The following is a 21,614-nucleotide window of genomic DNA, read 5'->3' as shown; positions in this document are numbered from 1 at the left end:
TGAAGTGATGACGGTCTTCGAGATCCTGGCCCTTCCGGTCCGCCGCGAGATCCTCGACCACCTGCGCCGGGGGCCGAGTTCGGTGGGGGAACTGGCCGAGACCCTCGGAGTCAGCCAGCCGATCATGTCCAAGCACCTGCGGGTGCTCCGCGAGAGCGGGTTCGTCAGCGTGCGCGCCGAGGCCCAGCGCCGTTGGTACGAACTGCGTCCGGAACCGTTCGCCGAGGTGGCGAACTGGCTCGAGCCGTACCGCTGGATGTGGCACGACAGCCTCGACCGGCTGGGCGAGCAGCTCGACACCCTGCGCGAAGAGGAGGAACGATGACCGACCCCAGCTTCCTGAACGATCAGGGCCGCCCGGCCGTGCGCCTGGAGCGCCACTACCCTCATCCGGTCGAGCGGGTCTGGCGCGCCGTGACCGAGTCGGCCAGCCTGACCCACTGGTTCCCCAGCGAGGTCGAGTTCGACCTGGCCGCAGGCAAAGTGGTGTTCGACCCGAACGGCCCGGACCCCATGACAGGCCTGGTGCTGGAGTCCGACCCGCCCCGCCGCCTGATCTTCACCTGGGACAGCGACCAGCTCGAGTTCACCCTGGCCCCGGACGGCGACGGCACCCTCTTCACCCTGACCCACCGATTCGACGACCGGTCCGGCGCCGCCAGCTTCGCCACAGGCTGGGAGCAGTGCCTGAACGCCCTGCTGAACGAGGCCGCCCCCGCACCGCAAGGACGGAAGGCCACCGCGCGCCACGAGGAGCTGGTACTCCGGTTCGGCCTCGACCAACCCGAGATCACCTGGGCCGGGCAAGAATGGACGATCCGCTACGAACGCCAGCTCAGCTGCGACGCCGACACGGCCTGGAACCTGTTGTTCGGCAATGAAGTTCCGGCAGCCGGCCACACCTTCCCCCCTCCCGGTAGCTCCTTTCCGGCAAACAGCAACGCCTCTCAGGCAGTCAGCAGCACCATCCCCCCGGGCGACAGCGAGTTCCGGACCAAGCAGCCAGACCAGACCACCCTCGGCCGGCTCACCACCGTGGACGCACCGCGCGCGTTCACCTTCGAAGTGCCCGACGGAGTACCAGGTCGCGCCGGGTCCGGCCGCCTCGGCGCGGGCACCGGCCAGGGAGCAAGACTGTTCCTGGAGGTGACCGGCTCAGGCAAGGACGAACTACAGACCGCACTCGTGGTCTGGGGCACCGAAGCGGTAGCCGGGCTGGCCCGGGCGGCCGCCGCTCTGGGCTGACTGCCCAGCTCACAGGCCCAACTCACGGGCCCAGCTCGCAGGCGCCGCTGACGGCCCTCACCCACCACCTCGCCCACGGCGCGGCCGCACCCCCAGTTGGCTGACCACGTCGGCAGCCCACGTCGGCAGCCCACGGGGCCAACCCAACTGGCCATCTTGCCTCGCGGTCAGCCCAGCGGCCGCTCCCCCGGGAGCGACTTCAGCGGTTGGCTTTTCCGTCCAGCCTCAGCACCGCGGACTCGTCCCGGTGAACCCCCTCGCTGCCCACATGCTTATCGCCGATCTCGGGACCGTTCTTCAGCACGTGGAAGAACGCCATGGCGTGCCCCCGCCCGATGCCGTAGTCGTCTTTCAGCCAGGCGGCCACGTCCCCGGCCTTGCTGGTCTCATTGAACCCGCGCTGCCGGGCGACCTCGAGCAGGGCGGACGGGATCATGCCGGACTTGGTCTCGACCGCGTCGATGTAGGCCTGGAAGGACATGAGACTCCTCGTTCTCGGTGCGCCACTGGATGCCCGCGCTTCTCCTCATACAGACAGCGCTCACCCCCTGGATTCATCGGTCAGTCGCCCAGCCGCTCCAATGTCTGAGCGCTCCAGCTGAGGGTGACGCTGCCGTCGGTGATGCTCACGCCCTCCTCGTCCATCGTGACCGAAACCCCCGACAGGTCGCCCTGGAACGGGTCCGGTGCCACGTAGAAGCGGTCACCCGCATGCCCGGCCTGATAGACGTGCACCTCCTGCCTCCCTCCGGCCACGAGCAGCTCGGGGTAGCTCACCCAGCTCACGCAGTACCCATCGTCCTGACAATCCTGCCGAGCCACCTTCTCGAACACCGCCAGGCTGTCCCCCACCATCCATCGGCACCCAAGGATGAACAGCACCACGACCACCGCCGTGCCGATCATCAGGGGCCACTGGCGTCGGCGGGTGCCGCGCGCACTGCCGGGGCTGTTCGGACCGCTCGGCAGGGGCTGGGTCTTGGCCGTCTTCATCCGAAGACGCTATTCGGACAGATGGGCTACGGCGTCCTACTACAGGGGGATCTGCCGGCGGATATCAGACACCTGCCATTAGCCCACCCGCCATCAGCCACCCCCTGTCTCCTCACCGCCTTGTCAGCTCATTGCCGCACCGCCGTCGCGGTGCCGAACGTGGCCTGGTCGGCGGCACCTCGGCCGCTCGCCCAGCCCATGTGGTCGCCCACCCGGATGCTGCGCCCCCGGGTGACGGTCGGGAACAGTTCGGCGAAGCGGTCTTCCACGTCCTGCTGACGGCTGGCCAGCACCGGCAGCAAGCGGTCGTCGCCGATCTCCGAACGCGCGGCCTGGGTCTGCTCCTCGGTGATCTCGGCCAGGCGCTCGCCGATCCGGAATGCGTACGCGGCCAGGAACGACTGACGGAAGGTCTTGCTGCGGGCCCGGCCACCGGCCTGCTCGATCCGGCCGGCTCTCGTCATCGCCGAGGTGGCCTGCACCAGCAGCGAGGTGAAGAGCGCTTCCACCGCGTCGAGGTCGGCGTCGAAACCGATCACCGTGCAGAAGCCGATGTTCTTGGTCCACACCGAGCGGGTGCGGTTGGCCGAGGCGACCGCGTTCAGCAGAACGGTCTTGGACTGCTCGTAGGGCGGGTCGATCCAGATGCGCCGGGTGGCCGGCCGTTCACCCCGCGGCCCCCGCCCACCACCTTCGGAGCCGGCCTGCACCATGGCCATGTCGATGCTGTGCCGGGCCATGCGTTCCTGCGCCCCCGCGGTGAACGCTTCAGCCTCGGCCTCGGAAGTGGTTGCCTCAGCCTTGGCCAGGAGTGCCCGGATCCGGCTGAGCACCCGTTCGTCCACCGGCCGCGCCGACCTCTGCCCCGGCCCTGGCGCCGCGTTCGGCGCACCGGCCCCAGCGTTCGATCCCTCGTCCGAACGGGATTCCGAGGCCGGAGGCCGGTACTCCCCCGGCGGCGGACCGATCCTCTCCAACCCCGGCAGCACCAGCAAAAGCGCCACCAGTTCAAGCAGTTCCGGCGCGAAGGTCACCCAGCCATCTCGCTCGATGCGGGCCTGCGCCACGGTCTGCCCCGAGGGCCACCAGCGCTCCACCTCGAACTCGGCTACCTGAGCCTGCCAACGCGGATCAACCGTGATCGCCGCATAGCCGGCCAGTTGCTCCGACACTGCCTCGCCGGCGAGCACCGCCCGGCCCGGCCCCAGTTTGCGGCCCACGTAGCGCACCACGTCGGCCGGCTCCCACCCCCGCGACCAGGCTTGCTGAACTGCAGAAGGCAGACGCACAGCCAAGTCACGGGCCACCAGGGCGCGCCACCCGTCCACGTCCGGCCTCTGCACGAGAGCGTCCGACACCAGCTCGAAGGCAGCCTTGTCGCCGGCAGCGAGTGCCGTCATCGCCGCCTGCAGCAGGATCTCGGCCAGTTTCTCCGGAGGCAGTTGCGCCCCGGCGATCCCGGTCAGCCCCCGCACCCCGGATGCGCTGCTCTTGCGACGGTCTTTGCTACCCATGCGATCACCCTAGGCTGACCGGCTCCCTGGTCCGGCCCTGGTGGAGGTCGGGTGGGCAACCACTTCAATCCACAGGTCAGGGTCGGCAGGAACCTTAAATCCGGTGTCGCTACGTGTTCAGATGCCTTATGCAAGAATCCTTTTGAAGAGTCAATACTTGGAAATCCAAGCACAGTCCCGACAAACTCTCTCTATTCCCTGGCCTCACCGAAGGGTGAATATTTGTTACAGCGCGCAACGGGGCTTCACAGATCGCGGAGGTCGGGGCAGTAGAGCGGCGGCGGGTCGGGCGGGCGGCCGCGGCGACAGGCTCGTCGCCAACCGGCAGAAACTAGAGATGGCCTGGCAGCAAGTCACGCCGAGCCCGAAAGCAAACCAGAAACGGGCCAAGCGGCAAGTCCACGCTGGGCCCGGGTGGAGAGCAGCGGTCGGAAACACAACGAACGGCGGCTCGCCGCGAGATCGACGAGGGTTACGGGGTCTGCCGTCTGGGGCCGTGCTCGGTGAGTCCCAGGATGTCCAGTGCTGCGGCTGCGGTCAGGGTGTCCCACTGCTTGATCGAGCGCAGCATTGCGTGGTCTGCGCCGGGGATCTCGTGATGGACCACCGAGTCCGCGGCGGAGCGGGCGCGCTCGGCGTACCGGGAGGTCAGTCTTGGGTCGGTGACCTTGTCCTCGGTTCCGTGCACCAGCGCTACCGAGCGGCCGGCCAGCTGGTGCACCGGTTCGTCTTCGGGAACCCACGGCGCGAGGGCCACCGCGCCGCGCACGTTCTCACCATCGGCGACGCGTAGCGCCGTACGCGCCCCCATCGAGTGGCCGACCAACACGATTGGGCGAGCCAAACGTCCTTCAATTTGCTCTAAGGCCCACCGTGCATCCTCCACCGGCGAAGCTTCGGGCCCGTTCCACCCTCGTACCGCGAAGCGAAGGTTCCAGACCTGCACACCATGCCTGTGCACCCGCCGGTGCAGAGCCTCCGCCAGGAGGTTCACTCTCAGCACGGCGGGCTGGTACCAGGTGACGGGTTCACGTCCGCTGACCCGGCCGCCGTGCAGCACCAGCGCTACGGCGCGCACCTTTTCGGCCGGGAGGCGAGAACTGCGCACGGACAGGTGGCGGCCCGTACCGGGGAAGAATCGGCTGTTCACAGGAGGGCTTCGGAACCGGGTGCGGGCGTGGATGGCTCAGGACGACCGTGATCCCGGAGTTCCTGGTCGAGGAGCTCCGGGATCATCAGTCAGGAATCAGCTGGGCTGGTAGGGCGAGACGACGACCTCGACCCGCTGGAACTCCTTGAGGTCGGAGTAGCCGGTGGTGGCCATCGAGCGGCGCAGCGCCCCGATCAGGTTGGTGGTGCCGTCGGCCACCCGGCCCGGACCGTAGAGGATCTCCTCCAGGGTGCCGACCGTGCCGACCTGGGCCCGGGTGCCGCGGGGCACCGACGGGTGGTGAGCCTCCGGACCCCAGTGGAAGCCCCGGCCGGGCGCGTCGGACGCGCGGGCCAGCGCAGCCCCCAGCATGACCGCGTCGGCGCCGCAGGCGATCGCCTTGACCATCTCACCCGACCGGCCCATCCCGCCGTCGGCGATGACGTGCACGTAACGGCCGCCCGACTCGTCCATGTAGTCACGACGGGCTGCGGCCACGTCGGCCACCGCGCTCGCCATCGGGGCGTGGATGCCCAGCGTGTCGCGGGTGGTGTGGGTGGCGCCGCCGCCGAAACCGACCAGCACGCCGGCCGCGCCGGTGCGCATCAGGTGCAGGGCGGCGGTGTAGGTGGCGCAGCCGCCGACGATCACCGGCACGTCGAGCTCGTAGATGAAGCGCTTGAGGTTCAGCGGTTCGGCCCGGCCGGAGACGTGCTCGGCCGAGACCGTGGTACCGCGGATGACGAACAGGTCGACCCCGGCGTCCACCACGGTCTTCCAGAACTCCTGGGTGCGCTGCGGGGTGAGCGCCGCGGCCACGGTGACCCCGCCGTCGCGGATCTGCCGGATGCGCTCGACGATCAGCTCGGGCTTGATCTCCTCGGCGTACAGCTCCTGCATGCGCCGGGTGGCCACGGCCGGCTCGAGCCCGGCGATCTCGGCCAGCAGCGGCGCCGGGTCCTCGTAGCGCGTCCACAGACCCTCGAGGTCGAGCACGCCCAGACCACCCAGGTTGCCCATGGCCACGGCGGTGGCCGGGGACATCACCGAGTCCATCGGGGCGGCGACGATCGGCAGGTCGAAGCGGTAGGCGTCGATCTGCCAGTGCGTCGACACCTCTTCGGGATCGCGGGTCCGCCGGCTGGGGACGATCGCGATGTCGTCGAACGTGTAGGCGCGCCGGCCCCGCTTGCCCCGGCCGATCTCGATCTCAGTCACAAACGGAAGGTTACCGATAGGGGCAGGGCTGCGCGGCATCGCCGTGACGAGGAGGTGCCCGGCGCAGGCGATGTCGTGCAGCCCTGCCCCTCAGGGACGGCGGTGGCGCACCGCCGCCCCCTGGTCACCTCAGCGGCGGCTGTAGTTGGGAGCCTCGACCGTCATCTGGATGTCGTGCGGGTGGCTCTCCTTCAGACCCGCCGAGGTGATCCGGACGAACTGGCCCTTGGCCTTCAGCTCGGGCACGGTGGCGGCGCCGACGTAGAACATCGACTGCCGCAGGCCACCGATCAGCTGGTAGGCCACGGCACCGAGGGGGCCTCGGTAGGGCACCTGGCCCTCGATGCCCTCGGGCACGAACTTGTCGTCGGTCACGTCGCCCTGGAAGTACCTGTCCTTGGAGTAGGACTTGGCCTTGCCCCGGGACTGCGCCGCGCCGAGCGAGCCCATGCCGCGGTAGCTCTTGAACTGCTTGCCGTTGATGAAGACCAGGTCGCCCGGGCTCTCCTCGCAGCCGGCCAGCAGCGAGCCCAGCATCACCGTGTCGGCCCCGGCGACCAGGGCCTTGGCGATGTCGCCGGAGTACTGCAGGCCACCGTCACCGATCACCGGCACGCCCGCGGCCTTGGCCGCCCGCGCCGCCTCGAGGATCGCGGTGACCTGGGGCACCCCGACGCCGGCCACGACCCGGGTGGTGCAGATCGAGCCCGGCCCGACCCCGACCTTGACCCCGTCGGCCCCGGCGTCGATCAGGGCCTGGGCCCCGGCGCGGGTGGCCACGTTGCCGCCGATGATGTCGACGTGCGCGGCGGCGCTGTCTTTCTTCAGCCGGGCGATCATGTCGGCCACGCCGTGCGAGTGGCCGTGCGCGGTGTCGACAATCAGCACGTCGACCCCGGCCTCGACCAGCGCCATGCCACGCTTCCAGGCGTCGTCGAAGAAGCCGATCGCCGCACCCACCCGCAGCCGGCCGGCCTCGTCCTTGGTGGCCAGCGGGAACTGCTCGCGCTTGGTGTAGTCCTTGACCGTGATCAGCCCGGCCAGCCGGCCGGACTCGTCGACCAGCGGCAGCTTCTCGATCTTGTTGCGGGCCAGCAGGGCCATCGCGTCGTCCGGGCTGATCCCGACCGGGCCGGTGATCAGCGGCATCCGGGTCATCACGTCACCGACGCGACGGCTGGAGTCGGACTCGAAGCGCATGTCCCGGTTGGTGATGATGCCGACCAGCTTGCCCGCGTCGTCGACCACCGGCAGGCCGGAGACCCGGTAGTGGCCGCACAGCGCGTCCACCTCGCCGAGAGTGGCGTCCTGGGTGGTGGTGACGGGGTGGGTGACCATGCCGGCCTCGGAGCGCTTGACCTGGTCGACGTGCTGCGCCTGGTCCTCGATGGACAGGTTGCGGTGCAGCACCCCCAGACCACCCTGGCGGGCCATGGCGATCGCCATCCGGGCCTCGGTGACGGTGTCCATCGCCGCCGACATCAGCGGGATGGCGACCTCGACCCGGCGGCTCACCCGGGAACGGGTGTCGGCCGCGCTGGGGATGACGTCGCTCTCACCCGGCAGGAGCAGGACGTCGTCGTAGGTGAGTCCGAGCGGCATCGCCGGGATCTCGTCGTTGGGGTTCACGCTCACCAGGAAAACCTTCCGCGTCGCGGCTCTTCGGAGCACTGCACGGGTGACGAACGGCGCCGATTCGCGTTGTCTTCCCGTGCACCCATGCTAGTCACGATCGGAGGGTGCTCCTGACCCGTGGGCAGTGACCGCTCAGTCGGCGGACGAGGCCTGGGCCGGGCTGGTGTCGGACGACCCACCCGAGGAGGACCCGGTGTTGGTCGCCGGCGGATCGGTCTGGCCGCCGCTGCTGCCACTGCCGCTGCTCGTCGGCTCGCTGGCCGGCGTGGTGACACTGTGCGACGTGGAGGTGGGCGGCGCCGGCTCGTCGGTGGTGCTGGAAGGCGGTGCGCTGGGCTCGTTCTCGCCCCCGCTGCCCCCGCCGCTGGTGGTCGGCGCGCCGGTGGGCGTGGTGGTGGGCGGAGCCGAGGGGCTGGCGGTGACCGGGCCCTCGCCGGTCGGGGTGACGTCCGGGGTGCTGGTGGCGGCCACTGTCGTCGCCCCGGGCACGCTCGGGTCGTCGGGGTCGCCGGGCAGCTGAGTGGCCAACGTCTCGACCTGCTGGTCCAGGTCGGCCGTCTCGTCGTCGGGCAGTTCGGCGAGCATCTTGCGGGCGGTGTTCAGATGCTGCGCGGCCTGCTCGGGATCGCTGACCGCGAGCTCCTGGGCCAGGGCGAGCTCGGCCTGCGCCTGCTGCAGCTTGCTGTCGTTCGGGTCGGAGCGGTCGACGCCGGGCAGCTTGGCCACCACCGAGCCGACCCCGTTCAGCGGCGCCAGCGGGTCGCCCGCGACGGCAGCGCTGACGCCACCCCCGAGCAGGACCATGACGGCGATCGAGGCGGCCGCGACCGGGGCGGACACCTTGCCCGCGGCCACCCGCCAGCGCTTGCTGCGGGCCGCGGTGATCGGGGTGGGCAGGATCTCGGCCGGACCGGCGGTCAGGTCGTCGTCGTTGCCCTTCTCGCTCTTCTGCTCCGGCGAGGTGAGATCGATCAGGCTCTCCACCTCGAGGGCGGTGGGCCCGTCGAAGTACAGCGGGCGCCCGGCCAGGACCTCGACCAGGCGGGCGGTGGCCGGATCGGCCCCGGACTCGGCGTCGACGTCGCTCAGCAGCCGGTTCAGGGCCGCGGCGGTCGGGTCGAGCAGATCGTCGTCGGAGGGCCGGCGGGCAGCCAGCCGGTCGAGCAGCGCATCGGTCGCGGCGAGCTCGGAGAGGTCGGCGGTGGGCACCTCGGTGCCACCGTCCTTGTCGTCACCGGGGGCGGGGGGCGTCGTACTCATGCCGTCTCCGTCGCAGGAACATCGATCATGCCCCGCAGGCGCTGCATCGCCCGGTGCTGGGCAACCCTGACCGCCCCCGCGGTCATCCCCAGCGCCCGGCCCGTCTCCTCGGCCGACATCCCCACCGCCACACGCAGCACGAGCAGCTCGCGCAACTGGTCGGGAAGACGACTCAGGAGTTCACGGACCTGCTGCGCGTCACCGGCCCGCTCGGCCAGCTCCTCCGGCCCGGGAGCGGTCTCCGGGGTCTCCGGGACCTCCGCGACCGGCACGGCAGCACGGTAGAAGGCACGCTGGGCATCAGCCACCTTGTTGGCCGCAATCCGGTAGACGAACGCCTCGAAGGGTCGTCCTTCGTCCCGATAACGTCCAAGGGCCGAGAGCACAGCGATGCAAACCTCCTGCGCAACATCGTCCGCCGTGTGCTCCCCGCCGGGCATGCGCGAGAGTCTGGCCCGGCAGTAACGCCGCACCATCCGGTGAACGAGTTGGAGCAATCGTTCGGTGGCCGCGTCGTCACCCTGGACGGCGCGGGACGACAGCTCCTGGAAGTCTTCTGTGTCGTCCGGTGAAGACATCGCGACAGGAGGTCTCGGCGTTACACCTACGGCATTGGACTTGCCGCCCCGGACGGCCATTACTTCACCGTATCAGGCCCCACCGGAAGCCGACCGCAACGGCCTGAGCCCGGTCTGCGGCGCCCATCTTCCGAAAAAGCCTGCGAGCGTGCGTCTTCACGGTGTCTTCCGACAGGTAGAGCTCCTTGCCGATCTCGGCGTTGCTCCTACCTCGGCTCATTCCGGTGAGCACCTGCATCTCACGCTCGGTGAGGGGCGGGGCCGACACGTTCGCGTCGTTGCTGCGGGGGGCCGGGACGGTACGCCGGGCCAGGCCGTCGCTCAGGGCGTAGACCACCGTTGCCGCCACCTCCTCCCGGGACGCGTCCTTGACCAGGTAGCCGCGGGCGCCGCCGGCCACCGACCGGGCCACCCCGTCGGCGTCCTCGGCCATGGTCACCATAACCACGATCGCCTCGGGATGGCGGGAGAGCAACCTCCGCGCCGCCTCCACGCCGCCGATCCCAGGCATCCGGACGTCCATCAGCACCAGCGAGGGACGCTCGACGGGCCAGCGCGCCAGCGCCTCCTCACCAGAGGATGCGTCCACGACCCGGGTAATGCCTGGAACTGAGGACAATGCCCTGTGCAAGGTCTCCCTGACCAGCGCAGAGTCGTCGCACACCAGAACCGTAGCCACAGATACACCTCACGAAACCTTGGCATCCCCCATCCGTGGGAGATGTCCCTGGTCCAAGGTTTCGACACCGGGGGCGGGGACTTGAGCCCCCGGGGCGATCATCCGAGCGGCGTCGGCGCACGTCGGGCGGGGTACGGGATGCGGCTAGGAGGGTGCGGCTGCAGGGCAGGGCGGGTGCCGTCGGGGGCGGCGTAGGTGCCGAACCAATGGACGCCCGCGAGCGGCAACGCGCCTCGGCCCACCTTCAGCGGTGGAGCCCCACACAGAACTGCTTACGGACGCTTGTGAGCCCACCTTTGACGGGCTTCGCGGCCGTCAGTTGTGCAGACCGCGCAGGACCTCGTCGATCGCCTCGATCAGCGAACCGGCCGTACGGGCGCTGGCCGGGATGGTGTCGGGCCGCCAGCCCGGCCCGGCCAGGATCACCGTGGGCGCGGGCCGCTGCCGACGCAGCATCTGCGCGTCGCCTGCGTCGGCCCCCGGCATCCGGGCGAACAGCACGATCACCGACGGCCCGGTGCGCCGCACCGACGAGGCCAGGGCGTGCGGAGGCAGCCCGGAACCCAGCATCCGGGTGGGCACCTCGTGCTCGGCCAGGGCCGCGGCCAGGGCGTGCAGCGGAAGCGAGTGGTAGTCCGAGTCGGCGCAGGCCAGCAGGACCATCGGGGAGTTGCGGGTGATCCGGACATTCACCGCCGCGTTGCGGAACACCCCGAGGATCGCCTCGGAAAAAGCGTGCTCCACGTCGATGCCCTCGCCGGAGACCCGCACCCGCTCACCCAGCGCGCGCAGCACCGGCATGATCATCGAGTTCCAGGTCGGCACCACGCCCTGGCGTCGGATGCTCTCGCGCAGGATGCGGTGCGTCTCGAACGAGTCGAGCGCCATCGCGGCCCGGGCCAGACCCCGGCTCTGCGGCGTGCCGTCGGGCAGGGCCACGATCCGGCCGCCGCCGGACAGACCGCCCCGCGTGGTCTCGACCGAGCGCAGCGTGCCCGGCCAGTCTTCCTCAGCCTGCGGCTGGGGCTCGAACGGCTCGAGATCCAGCTCGTCCGGCTCGACCTCACGGGGCCCGCGCCAGGCCTGACCCCGGGCCGACCAGGCGGTGGGCTCCTCCTCGGACCCGACCCGCTCGTCGCGGCCGTAACCCCCGGCCAGCTCCACGTCGTCCAGGCCGGTCTCGTCGGGCAGGCCCAGACCGCGGCTCTTCACCTCGTGGTCGAGATCCACCTCGTCCATGAAGGAGCCGGGCGGGTAACGCTCCTCGTCCGGGTCGACCACCGGGGCCGGCCGGTTCGGGGCGACCGGGCGCGACTGGTCGAACGCCCCCAGCGCAGAGGCGTCGTACCCCTCGACCGGGGTGTGGTCGTCTTCCGGCTGGATCGGGCGGCCCTCGGGGCTGAGGGCGGTGGCCAGCGCGATCTTGGCTGCGTCACTGGGGGCGACGCCCTCCAGAGTGAGCCGGCGCATGACCATCAACCGGGCCACGTCGGCCGGTGAGTAGCGGCGGTGCGCGCCCGCCGTGTGGGCGGAGGGACCGAGGCCGTAACGGCGGTCCCAGGTGCGCAGCGTGGGAGGCGCGACGCCCAGGCGTCGGGCAACAGCAGCAACCGTAAGAGTCGGCGAGGGGGGCGTCGAACTCGCCTCCGTCACGTCGATCGGACCTTCGACGGGCTCTTCAGCTCCGGTCCCGGCCTGCCGAGACGTTTCTGACACTTCACCCGCCCCCTGGCACTAGAGAAACAGACACTAACTCACATCGCCTCCCGGCGCCGCCTGAGTCGAACAAGTGATGAAGCGATGACCCTTGAACAACTCTTGAAGCGGTACCTCGGGCTCGATTACCGATTCAAAGGTAGTTCACTCGCCCTTCAAGCGCGCACTGAGACGGCCGATGCATCTACTGCCAGGCCCTTCGTGGTTTCGGCGAAGTGCCGGACCGGCACCTCAACAGTTCAGCATCCGGCCGGACGGCCGGATGAGGTCCTTCGATCGGAATGGTGTGTCCATGATGGCTGAGATCTCGCGTCTTCCCGGGCCCGTTGCCGACCTGTGGGAATGGCAGCTCGAAGGGGCCTGCCGGACCGCGGATCCCCGGGTCTTCTTCCACCCCGAGGGCGAGCGTGGCCCGGCCCGCAGGCAGCGCGACGTGGCGGCCAAGTCGGTCTGCGCGCGGTGCCCGGTGCTGGAGCACTGCCGCTCGCACGCGCTGCAGGTGCGTGAGCCGTACGGCGTGTGGGGCGGGCTCACCGAGGACGAGCGGGAGAACTTCTACGCGAGCGACAGCCCACTGGCGCAGCCGCAGACCGCAGCCAGTTAGTCCTTGTACATAGCGGCTTGCCCGGTTCCCGAGCCGGGGACGCGTCCCCGGTGAGCCGACCGGTCCAGGCGCGCCACCCGTCCTCAGTTCGCCTTGTGCGGGCGGGCCACGATGACCGACTGACGCCCGGCCACCCGGGTGAGCACGATCGTCGCCTCGTTCGGCCCGGCCAGCCGCAACTGCTTGCGCAGCTGCTCGGGTTCCACCGCGGTGCCCCGCTTCTTGATCGTGAGCCGGCCGACCCCCCGGTCGCGCAGGTAGGTGCGCAGCGACTTGAGCTGGAAGCCGAACACGTCCTCGACCGCGTAGACCTTGGCCAAAGGCGTGTACTCGGTGCGGTCGGCAGTGATGTAGGCAATGGTCGGGTCGATCAGCCGGCCGCCGATCTGGTTGGCCACCGCGGCCACCAGCCCGGCCCGGATCACCGCACCGTCGGGCTCGTAGAGGAACTGGCCGACCTTGCCCACCTCGGCGGGCACCGTGTCGGCCATCGAGCTGTCGTTGATCTCGGCGCCACCGCCGGCCGAGTCGAGCACCAGCGCACTGCGCCGCACCCCCTCCCGGCGCACCTTGCCGAACCACAGCCCGCACTCCACCACGTCACCGTCGACCGACACCCACTGCGCCTCGGTGTCTTCCGGAACCAGGTGATGCGGCACCCCGGGGGCGGTCTTCATGCCGACCGCAGGCAGCCGACCGGCCAGCTCACGCACGAACGACAGTGGCGGATTCCCGGTGCGCGGGTCGAGCAGGCGCCGCCCCGAGGCCTCCCGCCGCGCCGGATCGAGGAAGGCACCGTCCAGGTCGTCGATGCGCGTGGTCATCGCATCCTCGTGCCGCACCACGGCCTCCGGCCAGTGCCGCAGGTTCACCGTGGCGATGGCCGCCGTGACCTCGTCCTTCTCCACCGCCACGACCTCCCGGTCGAGCGTGGCCAGGGCCATCGAGTCGGCCCCGACGCCGCAGCCCAGGTCGCCGACCCGCCGGATCCCGGCGTTGGCGAAGCGCTGGGCGTGCCGGGCCGCGACCGGCAGCCGGGTGGCCTGCTCCAGACCCGTCGGGGTGAACAGCATGCCGTCGGCGAAGGGCCCGAACTTGGCCCGCGCGGCGGATCTGAGGCGCGACTGGGTGAGGGCGGCCGCGACCATCTCCGGCGGGTGCCCGTCGCGCCGCAACTGCTCGCCCAGGGTCATCGAGGTGGTCTCGTCGTAGGCCGGCAGCGACTCCAGCAGAGCCCATCCGTCCGAAGTCAGCAGCGTCGCGATACCGGTCAGATCCACCGGCGGATTCTCCCACGCGCCGGACGCCCCCGATCGCACCGGCGGCGCGCCGGACTTTGGCACTCGGGTTGACCGAGTGCTAACGAGCGTTCTAGATTCAACCTGGCACTCTCCCCTGGAGATTGCCAGCAGCAAGATCCCTCAGCAGGGCTCCGATCGGCACCCGCGACGACGGTCGATGTCCCGCTGGGACCCCAGTCCTTGTATTTTCATCGACGTTCCGAGAAGGGGAGGTCCGCCAGTGTCGGTCTCCATCAAGCCGCTCGAGGACCGCATTGTCGTCAAGCCGCTGGACGCGGAGCAGACGACGGCTTCTGGTCTCGTCATCCCGGACACCGCCAAGGAGAAGCCCCAGGAGGGCGAGGTCCTGGCGGTCGGTCCCGGGCGCTTCGACGACGAGGGCGAGAAGCGCATTCCGCTCGACGTCAAGGTCGGCGACACGGTCCTCTACAGCAAGTACGGCGGCACCGAGGTCAAGTACTCCGGCGAGGAGTACCTGATCCTCTCCGCCCGCGACGTGCTCGCGATCATCGAGAAGTGATCTGATTCGCCCTCGCCCCGGTCCGCCCTCACGGCGGCCGGGGCGTTCGCGTCTCCCGCCAGAACCGTCCTCGAACGGCCTAGAACCCAAAAAGCACACCTCGATCCAAGGGACTTGACCCATGGCAAAGACTCTCGAGTTCAACGACGACGCCCGGCGTTCGCTGGAGCGCGGTGTCGACGCGCTCGCCAACGCCGTGAAGGTGACGCTCGGCCCGCGCGGCCGCAACGTGGTGATCGACAAGAAGTGGGGCGCCCCCACCATCACCAACGACGGTGTGACGATCGCCAAGGAGGTGGAACTGGACGACCCGTACGAGAACCTGGGCGCCCAGCTCGCCAAGGAGGTCGCCACCAAGACCAACGACGTCGCCGGTGACGGCACCACCACCGCGACCGTGCTGGCCCAGGCGATGGTGAAGGAAGGCCTGCGCAACGTGGCCGCCGGCGCCGCCCCCTCCAGCCTGAAGCGCGGCATCGACGCGGCGGTCGAGGCGGTCAGCACCAAGCTGCTCGACACCGCCCGCGAGATCGAGGGCAAGGGCGAGATCGCCCACGTCGCCACCATCTCGGCGCAGGACTCGGTGGTCGGCAACCTGATCGCCGACGCGTTCGACAAGGTCGGCAAGGACGGCGTGATCACGGTCGAGGAGTCCTCCTCGGCCGGGACCGAGCTGGACTTCACCGAGGGCATGCAGTTCGACAAGGGTTACCTGTCGCCCTACTTCGTGACCGACACGGAGCGGATGGAGGCCGTCCTGGAGGACGCCTACATCCTGATCCACCAGAACAAGATCTCCTCGATCTCCGAGCTGCTGCCGCTGCTGGAGAAGGTGCTGCAGGCCGGCAAGCCGCTGCTGATCCTGGCCGAGGACGTGGACGGCGAGGCGCTGTCCACCCTGGTGGTCAACAAGATCAAGGGCACGTTCAACGCGGCCGCGGTCAAGGCCCCCGGCTTCGGTGACCGTCGCAAGGCCACCCTGCAGGACATCGCCGTGCTCACCGGCGGCCAGGTGGTCAGCCCCGAGATCGGCCTGAAGCTCGACCAGATCGGCCTCGAGGAGCTCGGCCGCGCCCGTCGCGTCGTCATCACCAAGGACGACACCACGATCATCGAGGGCGCCGGCGAGCGCTCCGAGGTCGAGGGCCGGATCCAGCAGATCCGCGCCGAGATCGAGCGCACCGACTCCGACTGGGACCGCGAGAAGCTCCAGGAGCGTCTGGCCAAGCTCGGTGGCGGCGTCTGCGTGATCCGCGTGGGTGCGCACACCGAGGTGGAGCTCAAGGAGAAGAAGCACCGCATCGAGGACGCCGTCTCGGCGACCCGCGCGGCCATCGAAGAGGGCATCGTCTCCGGCGGTGGCTCGGCCCTGGTCCACGCCGTCGCGGTGCTGGACGACAACCTCGGCCTGACCGGCGACGAGGCCACCGGCGTGCAGATCGTCAAGCGCGCCGCCGCCGAGCCGCTGCGCTGGATCGCCGAGAACGCCGGCCTCGAGGGCTACGTCGTGGTCCACCGGGTGCAGGAGGGTGGCGTGGGCACCGGCTTCGACGCCGCCGCCCAGGAGTACGGCGACCTGCTGGCCAAGGGCATCATCGACCCGGTCAAGGTCACCCGCTCGGCGCTGCGCAACGCCGCGTCCATCGCGTCGATGGTGCTCACCACCGACACGCTGGTCGTGGACAAGCCCGAGCCGGTCGAAGAGGCCGCCGCGGGTCACGGCCACGGGCACGGCCACTGATCTGAACTGGTAGTTGCAGGCCCGGTTCCCGCTTCGGCGGGGGCCGGGTCTGTTTTTGTTTTGGACGTTCGTGGCATGCTCGGTTCTAGTCCGGGCTCGCAGTCGTCCCCGGCTTCAGAACCGCGAGTTGCGCTCGTGGTCGTGGTCGATCGCCGGTCACCCCTGGGCCGACAGGTTGGCGAACGTCCGTGGCTCAGGAAAGACTTCCAGGACCTCTGGCCACTGCTCCCATCCGTCCCAGTCCTGGTTCAGGGTCACCAGCCCATCCCTGAATTCGAGAACGATCGCGTCCAGGTCGTAGTGCTCCTCCAGCAGGACGCCCTGCGAAGTGTTGCCGCTCATGCCCAGCACCGCCTTCATCATGCTGCGGTGCACCCGGATCATCGTCTCGTCGCCGGAACGACTGAGGTCCTCGAATATCAGGGTCAGATTGCTGTCCAGGGCGAACGTGTTCAGAGCGGTTTCGCGATCCACTTCATCCGGCTCTACGGCGTTGACGAGCAGCTTGTCCACGTGCACAGACGGAATGTCGTTTTCACCGACCTCCACCGACCCGCCCAGGAGTTCTGCGACCTGGGCCAAGGAGTCTTCGAGAGGACGCTGTGCCGGGGTACGAATCAGCAGCATGAATTCGTAAGACATTGGTGAAACCCTTCCCGTTAAGGCCAGACCCTGCTGACTGCACCGTTCTTGACGGCCAGCACTTCCCGAAGACCACTCGGCGCCTTGCGGGCCAAGAACTCTCGCAGCTGGTCTTCCGAGAACTGGCTCTCGTCAAGATTGACCACGAATCGATCGGCCTGCCTTTTGCCGATCTTCTGGCGCATCTTGCTTCGAATATTCTCCAAGGGGGTCACACTACGCGGCGCGTAACAGCAGTAACCCGCTGGAACTCACGTCACTCGAAGACCCGCCGTGAGCAAGTGCCTGCACCCGCCCGATGGTTGCGGTTGCTGAGGAGTACGCCTCGGCCAGCACCGACTCCAGAGCCTGAAGATCAACGGTCAGCGACTCCGCTCGTTCGGCTGAGCCCCGGGCCCCCAACTCCAGGAAGACTTCATGTAACTCTGCAGCCAGGGAAACGGCCTCGCCGCCCAGCTGTTGTGACGCCGCAATGAGGTTCAGGCATTCAGCCTGGCGGTTCAGCAGATCCTCCAAGCGGCTCATCAGGTTGCCGCCCCCACAAGAGCCATCTGATTCACCTTCCGCTCAATGTGCTCTTCGGTAGTCAGTAAGTCAACGTCTGCGGCATCGAAGCAGAAGAGCCTTAGGACGACATTCCGAAGAATAGAAGGAGAGCACGGGACCAGCCGCTCAGGCGAGAGGCCCACGGGGCTCTCACCGGCGTCCTCAATGGGGTTTTCAGGCCTGGACGAGCGTGACCGGCATTGAACTGTCGGCGGGCAGGGTGAGGTCGGAGGGGGTGCGGCCGGTTTGGACCATGCGGGCGCCGAGAGCAGCCACCATGGCGCCGTTGTCGGTGCAGAGCTTGGGGCGGGGTACGCGGAGGGTGATGCCGGCCTTGTCGCAGCGCTCCTGGGCCATCGTGCGCAGGCGGGAGTTGGCGGCCACTCCCCCGCCGATCAGCAGGTGCTCGACGCCGTTCTCCTGGCAGGCGAGGACTGCCTTGCGGGTGAGCACGTCGACGACGGCTTCCTGGAACGAGGCTGAGACGTCGTTGACCGGGATGCTGACGCCGTCGGCCTCCTGCTGCTCGACCCAGCGGGCCACGGCAGTTTTCAGGCCGGAGAAGGAGAAGTCGAAGCGGTGATCGCGCATGTCGTGGGCGGCGCTCAGGCCTCGGGGAAAGCGGATTGCGGCGGGGTCGCCTTCGCGGGCGGCCTTGTCGATGAGGGGGCCGCCGGGGAAGCCGAGGCCCAGCAAGCGGGCGACCTTGTCGAAGGCTTCGCCGGCTGCGTCGTCGATGGTGCGGCCCAGGGGCTGCACGTCGTAGGTCACGTCCGGCACCATCAGCAGCGAAGAGTGGCCGCCGGAGACCAGCATGGCCACGGCCGGCTGGGGCAGGGGGCCGTGTTCGAGGATGTCTACGGCGACGTGGGCGGCCAGGTGGTTCACGCCGTACAGGGGTTTGCCCAGGGCGAGGGCAAGGGCCTTGGCTGCGGCCACGCCGACCATCAGCGCGCCGGACAGGCCGGGGCCGGAGGTGACGGCGATGGCGTCGAGGTCGTTCAGGGTGACTCCGGCGTCGGCGCAGGCGCGGCGCAGGGTGGGGACCATCGCCTCGAGGTGGGCGCGGCTGGCGACCTCGGGAACCACCCCGCCGAAGCGGGCGTGTTCCTCGACCGAGGAGGCCACCGCGTCGGCCAGCAGCGTGCCGCCGCGGACGATGCCCACCCCGGTCTCGTCGCAGGACGTCTCCAGGCCGAGGACGAGCGGTTCTTCTCTCACGGTTCTTACCCTAGGTGAGTGGACGTAGTCGCATGACCCAGGCGTCGATGTCGCCGGGCTGGTAGTAGCGGCGCCGGATCGCGATGCGCTCGAAACCGCGGGCGGAGTACAGCTTGATCGCTGCTTCGTTGTCGGCCCGGACCTCCAGGAGCAGCGACGTCGCGGCGCGCTCGCGGGCCTGGTGGATGAGGGCGTCGAGCAGCCCGCGCCCGATCCCCTGGCCCTGGGCGTGCGGGGCTACCGCGACGGTCTGCACATCCGCCTCCAGACCCGGCGCCAACAGACCTGCGTACCCAAGGACGTCCGTTGTCTCGGGGTTCTCGGCCACCACGTACCAGCGGGTCTCCGGGTGCGAGAGCTCCGACCAGAACATCTCGGCCGACCACGCGGTGTCGCCGAAAAGCTCACGCTCCAGCGGCATCAGGGCCTCGACGTCCCACCAGCGCATCGGGCGCAGTCTCACTTCAGGACGCGTTTCCGGCTGATGTTGGCCTGCGCGTCGGGGCGCCTCAGATACAGCGGCTCGGGCTCGAGCACGAAGCGTTTGTCCAGTGCCGCAAGGGAAGCCAGGGCTCCGGCGGACGGGTCGAGCGAACCTTCCAAGGGCTGATTGAGGACGTCGGGGTAGAGCAGTGCGCCTCGGCCCGCCACCCGTAGTCCTTGCAGTTCGATGTCGGCCGCGGCGCTCACCTCGGGCAGTTGCGTACGCACGGGCACGCTTACCCCGTCGATCTCGGTGACGTCGTAGCGGGCCCAGTAGACCTCGCGGCGGCGGGCGTCCATCGCGGCGATGAAGCTGCCGGTTGCCCCGGCCCGGACTGCGTCCAGGGCAACTGCATCGAGACTGCAGACGCCCTTCACCTCCAGTTCGAGGGCGTAGGCGAGCACGTTCGCGGTGACCAGGCCGACCCGCAGCCCGGTGAAGGGCCCCGGGCCTACCCCGGCCACGACGCCGGTGAGCTGCGCCCGGGTACGCCCGCTCTCCGCCAGCACCGCCTCGATCAGCGGGGTGAGCTGCTCAGCGTGTTTGCCGCCCTGCTCACCGGCGCGCTCGGCCAGCACTCGTTCGCCGTCGTGCAGGGCGACCGAGACCGTGGCCGACGCGGTGTCCAGGGCCAGGGTGAGCTCTTCGGTCATCGTGATGGTCTCTCAGATCGAGGGCAGGTCGACACCGGCCCAGCGGGGGCCGAAGCCACGCAGCCGCACCGTGCGGGGTTCGTCGCCGGAGGTCTCCGGGTCGTCGGGGCCGGATGCACCGCGCGGGCGCGCCAGCCGGACCTCGAGCCGGTCCGAGGCCAGACCCTCGACCAGGCCCTCGCCCCACTCGACCACGGTGACCGACTCGGACAGGTCGGCATCCAGGTCGAGGTCGTCCACCTCGGACAGCGTCTCCAGCCGGTAGGCGTCGACGTGGACCAGGGCCGGGCCGCCGGTCAGGGCCGGGTGCACGCGGGCGATCACGAAGGTCGGGCTGGTGATGTCGCCCCGCACCTGCAGCCCGGCGCCGATGCCCTGGGTCAGCGTGGTCTTGCCCGCGCCCAGGTCGCCGGTGAGGACCAGTAGGTCTCCGGGGCGCAGCACCCCGGCGATCAGCTCGCCGAGTTCGCGCATCGCGGCCGCCGAGGGCACGCTGGACGTCACGGTCGCGGCCGGCTCGTCGACCGACCCGGCCGGGTCGGCACGGTGCGCCCCACTCACCTGTGACCGCCTCCTCGTTCGCTGTTTCCGGTGCTGAACGGCGCGCGCAGAGAACGGCGCCGCTCACGTACGGGGGTCACGGTACGACGTCCCCAGCCCCGCCGACGAGTCGGAGGCTGTACCGATGTCTTCTCGGCGACGTCGGCGAGCAGTTCGGCCAGGTGCGTGTTGACCAGCTGGGGGTGCTCCAGTGGCAGCAGGTGCCCGGCGTCGCGGACCACCACGTAGTCGGCGTCGGGCAGCTCGGCGACGATGTCGTCGCTGTGCGCCCGCGGGATCAGCAGGTCCTTCTCGCCGGCCATGACCAGCAGGTCGCGGCCGTTCAACACGGCCAGCGCGACGCGTTTGTCGTGGCTGCTGAGCGTGGGCAGGAAGTCGGAGATCACTTCCATCCGGGTCTGTGCGATCAGCCCGGCGGAGAACCGGACGAGCTCGGCGGGCACCGGGGAGGCGAACGAGTAGCGGCGCACCAGAAGGCTTTCCAGCTCGCTGCCGAGCCGGCGGGTGTGAGCCACCAGGTTCCCCTGCCGGGCCAGCAGCCGGGCCGCGGTGGGGGCGACGGTCATCATCGCCCGGCCCAGCCCGGACAGGCCGAGGTCGAGCGCGCCCAGGCCGCCGGCGCTGGTGCAGAACAGGCCGACGCCGACCACCCGCTCGGCGAAGAGCTCGGGGCGCTGCTCGGCCAGGGACATCACCGTCATGCCACCCATCGAGTGGCCGAGCAGGACGAGTGGGCCGTGCGGCGCCACCTCGTCGATGACGGCCCCGAGGTCCTTGCCGATCTGCTCGATCGTGGACGAACCGGGTTCGCCGGTGCCGGAGCGGCCGTGCCCGCGCTGGTCCCACAGCACCAGCCGGTACCGGCCGCGCAGGGCCAGGCGCTGGTAGTGCCAGGCGTCCAGGCTGAGCGAATAGCCGTGCGAGAGGACGACGGTCAGGCCCGGTTCGCTGGGCCCTGGCTCGCCTTCCGCATCGTCCACGTGACGATTCACCGCCGGCTCGTGCACCCAGTCCGGATCGGCCTCGTCCACCTCGACGTGCAGCGGGACCTCACCGCTCAACACGACCCGCGCCTGGCCGCGCAGAGAGCCCAGAGGCGGCCCGCCACGTCCGTCAGTTTCCTCGTCGATCAGGGAGACCTGCTCGGCCTGGGCTCCGCGCAGCATGCGGGCCACCTGAGCGCGCTCGGCGGCCAGTCCGAGCACCGCGCCGACTCCGGTGGCGGCCAACCCCACCCCGAAGGCCAGGGCAGTGCGCTCGGGACGCCAGTAGTTCGGGCGTACGGCGGTGGGGTCGGGCGAGACGATGACGGGCTGCGGGGCGGGCTGCTGCGGTTTCTTCTGGATCATGCCG

Annotated in this window: 24 protein-coding genes; 5 read left to right on the top strand and 19 right to left on the bottom strand. The window is 69.8% G+C overall.

Features of this window, described 5'->3' with window-relative positions:
* Positions 1–7 precede the first annotated feature (7 nt).
* Positions 8–325: an ArsR/SmtB family transcription factor gene (locus tag LWF15_RS14525; protein WP_232811326.1), complete on the top strand. Its 318-nt coding sequence runs from the start codon at positions 8–10 to the stop codon at positions 323–325.
* On the top strand, positions 322–1,245 hold the full coding sequence (locus tag LWF15_RS14520; RefSeq protein WP_232811325.1) for an SRPBCC family protein: 924 nt from the start codon (positions 322–324) through the stop codon (positions 1,243–1,245). Before LWF15_RS14525 ends, LWF15_RS14520 begins: the two co-directional genes overlap by 4 nt.
* A gap of 199 nt (positions 1,246–1,444) precedes the next feature.
* On the opposite strand, the gene LWF15_RS14515 is transcribed toward LWF15_RS14520, so the two are convergent.
* The 10 genes from LWF15_RS14515 to LWF15_RS14470 form a co-directional block, all read right to left on the bottom strand.
* Complete coding sequence (locus LWF15_RS14515) at positions 1,445–1,726, bottom strand: DUF4287 domain-containing protein (protein WP_232811324.1); 282 nt, start codon at positions 1,724–1,726, stop codon at positions 1,445–1,447.
* A gap of 80 nt (positions 1,727–1,806) precedes the next feature.
* Entirely contained in the window at positions 1,807–2,238 is a 432-nt protein-coding gene (locus LWF15_RS14510) for a hypothetical protein (RefSeq protein WP_232811323.1), read from the bottom strand.
* Between the two features lie 128 nt (positions 2,239–2,366).
* Entirely contained in the window at positions 2,367–3,752 is a 1,386-nt protein-coding gene (locus tag LWF15_RS14505) for a DUF2786 domain-containing protein (RefSeq protein ID WP_232811322.1), read from the bottom strand.
* 472 nt (positions 3,753–4,224) lie between these two features.
* Positions 4,225–4,812, bottom strand: coding sequence for an alpha/beta hydrolase (locus tag LWF15_RS14500; RefSeq protein WP_285616881.1), 588 nt, complete (start codon positions 4,810–4,812; stop codon positions 4,225–4,227).
* A 186-nt stretch (positions 4,813–4,998) separates the two neighbouring features.
* The gene (locus tag LWF15_RS14495; protein WP_269810155.1) at positions 4,999–6,159 is read right to left on the bottom strand and encodes a GuaB3 family IMP dehydrogenase-related protein; all 1,161 of its coding nucleotides are present in this window, start codon (positions 6,157–6,159) and stop codon (positions 4,999–5,001) included.
* A 90-nt stretch (positions 6,160–6,249) separates the two neighbouring features.
* Entirely contained in the window at positions 6,250–7,722 is a 1,473-nt protein-coding gene (guaB, locus tag LWF15_RS14490; RefSeq protein ID WP_232811448.1) for an IMP dehydrogenase, read from the bottom strand.
* Between the two features lie 165 nt (positions 7,723–7,887).
* A complete protein-coding gene (locus tag LWF15_RS14485) occupies positions 7,888–9,015 on the bottom strand; it encodes a hypothetical protein (RefSeq protein WP_232811320.1) in 1,128 nt (375 codons plus the stop codon).
* Positions 9,012–9,593: an RNA polymerase sigma factor ShbA gene (gene shbA, locus LWF15_RS14480; protein WP_232811319.1), complete on the bottom strand. Its 582-nt coding sequence runs from the start codon at positions 9,591–9,593 to the stop codon at positions 9,012–9,014. The genes LWF15_RS14485 and shbA overlap by 4 nt, the downstream gene beginning before the upstream one ends.
* A gap of 64 nt (positions 9,594–9,657) precedes the next feature.
* Positions 9,658–10,272: a response regulator transcription factor gene (locus tag LWF15_RS14475; protein WP_052530831.1), complete on the bottom strand. Its 615-nt coding sequence runs from the start codon at positions 10,270–10,272 to the stop codon at positions 9,658–9,660.
* A 315-nt stretch (positions 10,273–10,587) separates the two neighbouring features.
* Positions 10,588–11,925 (bottom strand): MerR family transcriptional regulator, encoded by a 1,338-nt coding sequence (locus LWF15_RS14470; protein ID WP_232811318.1) that lies wholly within the window; start codon positions 11,923–11,925, stop codon positions 10,588–10,590.
* A 358-nt stretch (positions 11,926–12,283) separates the two neighbouring features.
* Here LWF15_RS14470 and LWF15_RS14465 point away from each other — a divergent pair, with 358 nt between their 5' ends.
* Positions 12,284–12,592 carry a WhiB family transcriptional regulator gene (locus tag LWF15_RS14465; RefSeq protein ID WP_232811317.1) on the top strand — a complete coding sequence of 103 codons (309 nt, stop codon included), beginning with the start codon at positions 12,284–12,286 and terminating at the stop codon, positions 12,590–12,592.
* An 83-nt stretch (positions 12,593–12,675) separates the two neighbouring features.
* Here the strand turns inward: LWF15_RS14465 and LWF15_RS14460 are convergent, their stop codons facing one another.
* Positions 12,676–13,872: a class I SAM-dependent methyltransferase gene (locus LWF15_RS14460; RefSeq protein WP_232811316.1), complete on the bottom strand. Its 1,197-nt coding sequence runs from the start codon at positions 13,870–13,872 to the stop codon at positions 12,676–12,678.
* Positions 13,873–14,113: 241 nt separating this feature from the next.
* Here LWF15_RS14460 and groES point away from each other — a divergent pair, with 241 nt between their 5' ends.
* On the top strand, positions 14,114–14,413 hold the full coding sequence (gene groES, locus LWF15_RS14455) for a co-chaperone GroES (RefSeq protein ID WP_231444726.1): 300 nt from the start codon (positions 14,114–14,116) through the stop codon (positions 14,411–14,413).
* Between the two features lie 121 nt (positions 14,414–14,534).
* Positions 14,535–16,154 carry a chaperonin GroEL gene (gene groL / locus LWF15_RS14450; protein WP_232811315.1) on the top strand — a complete coding sequence of 540 codons (1,620 nt, stop codon included), beginning with the start codon at positions 14,535–14,537 and terminating at the stop codon, positions 16,152–16,154.
* A gap of 156 nt (positions 16,155–16,310) precedes the next feature.
* On the opposite strand, the gene LWF15_RS14445 is transcribed toward groL, so the two are convergent.
* The 8 genes from LWF15_RS14445 to LWF15_RS14410 all read right to left on the bottom strand — a co-directional run bounded on the left by LWF15_RS14445 (position 16,311) and on the right by LWF15_RS14410 (position 21,610).
* Positions 16,311–16,781: a hypothetical protein gene (locus tag LWF15_RS14445; RefSeq protein ID WP_232811314.1), complete on the bottom strand. Its 471-nt coding sequence runs from the start codon at positions 16,779–16,781 to the stop codon at positions 16,311–16,313.
* A gap of 32 nt (positions 16,782–16,813) precedes the next feature.
* The gene (locus LWF15_RS14440) at positions 16,814–16,981 is read right to left on the bottom strand and encodes a hypothetical protein (protein ID WP_232811313.1); all 168 of its coding nucleotides are present in this window, start codon (positions 16,979–16,981) and stop codon (positions 16,814–16,816) included.
* 31 nt (positions 16,982–17,012) lie between these two features.
* On the bottom strand, positions 17,013–17,312 hold the full coding sequence (locus tag LWF15_RS14435; RefSeq protein ID WP_232811312.1) for a hypothetical protein: 300 nt from the start codon (positions 17,310–17,312) through the stop codon (positions 17,013–17,015).
* Between the two features lie 204 nt (positions 17,313–17,516).
* On the bottom strand, positions 17,517–18,563 hold the full coding sequence (tsaD, locus tag LWF15_RS14430; protein ID WP_232811311.1) for a tRNA (adenosine(37)-N6)-threonylcarbamoyltransferase complex transferase subunit TsaD: 1,047 nt from the start codon (positions 18,561–18,563) through the stop codon (positions 17,517–17,519).
* 10 nt (positions 18,564–18,573) lie between these two features.
* A complete protein-coding gene (gene rimI / locus LWF15_RS14425) occupies positions 18,574–19,011 on the bottom strand; it encodes a ribosomal protein S18-alanine N-acetyltransferase (RefSeq protein ID WP_232811310.1) in 438 nt (145 codons plus the stop codon).
* Positions 19,012–19,022: 11 nt separating this feature from the next.
* Positions 19,023–19,700, bottom strand: coding sequence for a tRNA (adenosine(37)-N6)-threonylcarbamoyltransferase complex dimerization subunit type 1 TsaB (tsaB, locus tag LWF15_RS14420; protein WP_232811309.1), 678 nt, complete (start codon positions 19,698–19,700; stop codon positions 19,023–19,025).
* A gap of 12 nt (positions 19,701–19,712) precedes the next feature.
* Positions 19,713–20,261 carry a tRNA (adenosine(37)-N6)-threonylcarbamoyltransferase complex ATPase subunit type 1 TsaE gene (gene tsaE, locus LWF15_RS14415; protein ID WP_232811308.1) on the bottom strand — a complete coding sequence of 183 codons (549 nt, stop codon included), beginning with the start codon at positions 20,259–20,261 and terminating at the stop codon, positions 19,713–19,715.
* Positions 20,258–21,610 carry an alpha/beta fold hydrolase gene (locus LWF15_RS14410; RefSeq protein ID WP_232811298.1) on the bottom strand — a complete coding sequence of 451 codons (1,353 nt, stop codon included), beginning with the start codon at positions 21,608–21,610 and terminating at the stop codon, positions 20,258–20,260. Before LWF15_RS14410 ends, tsaE begins: the two co-directional genes overlap by 4 nt.
* Positions 21,611–21,614: the final 4 nt, after the last annotated feature.

The organism is Kineosporia rhizophila, from assembly GCF_021277265.1.
Taxonomy (GTDB): domain Bacteria; phylum Actinomycetota; class Actinomycetes; order Actinomycetales; family Kineosporiaceae; genus Kineosporia; species Kineosporia rhizophila.
The sequence above is the reverse complement of the archived record's forward strand: the minus strand, read 5'-3'. Positions and strand labels throughout refer to the sequence as shown.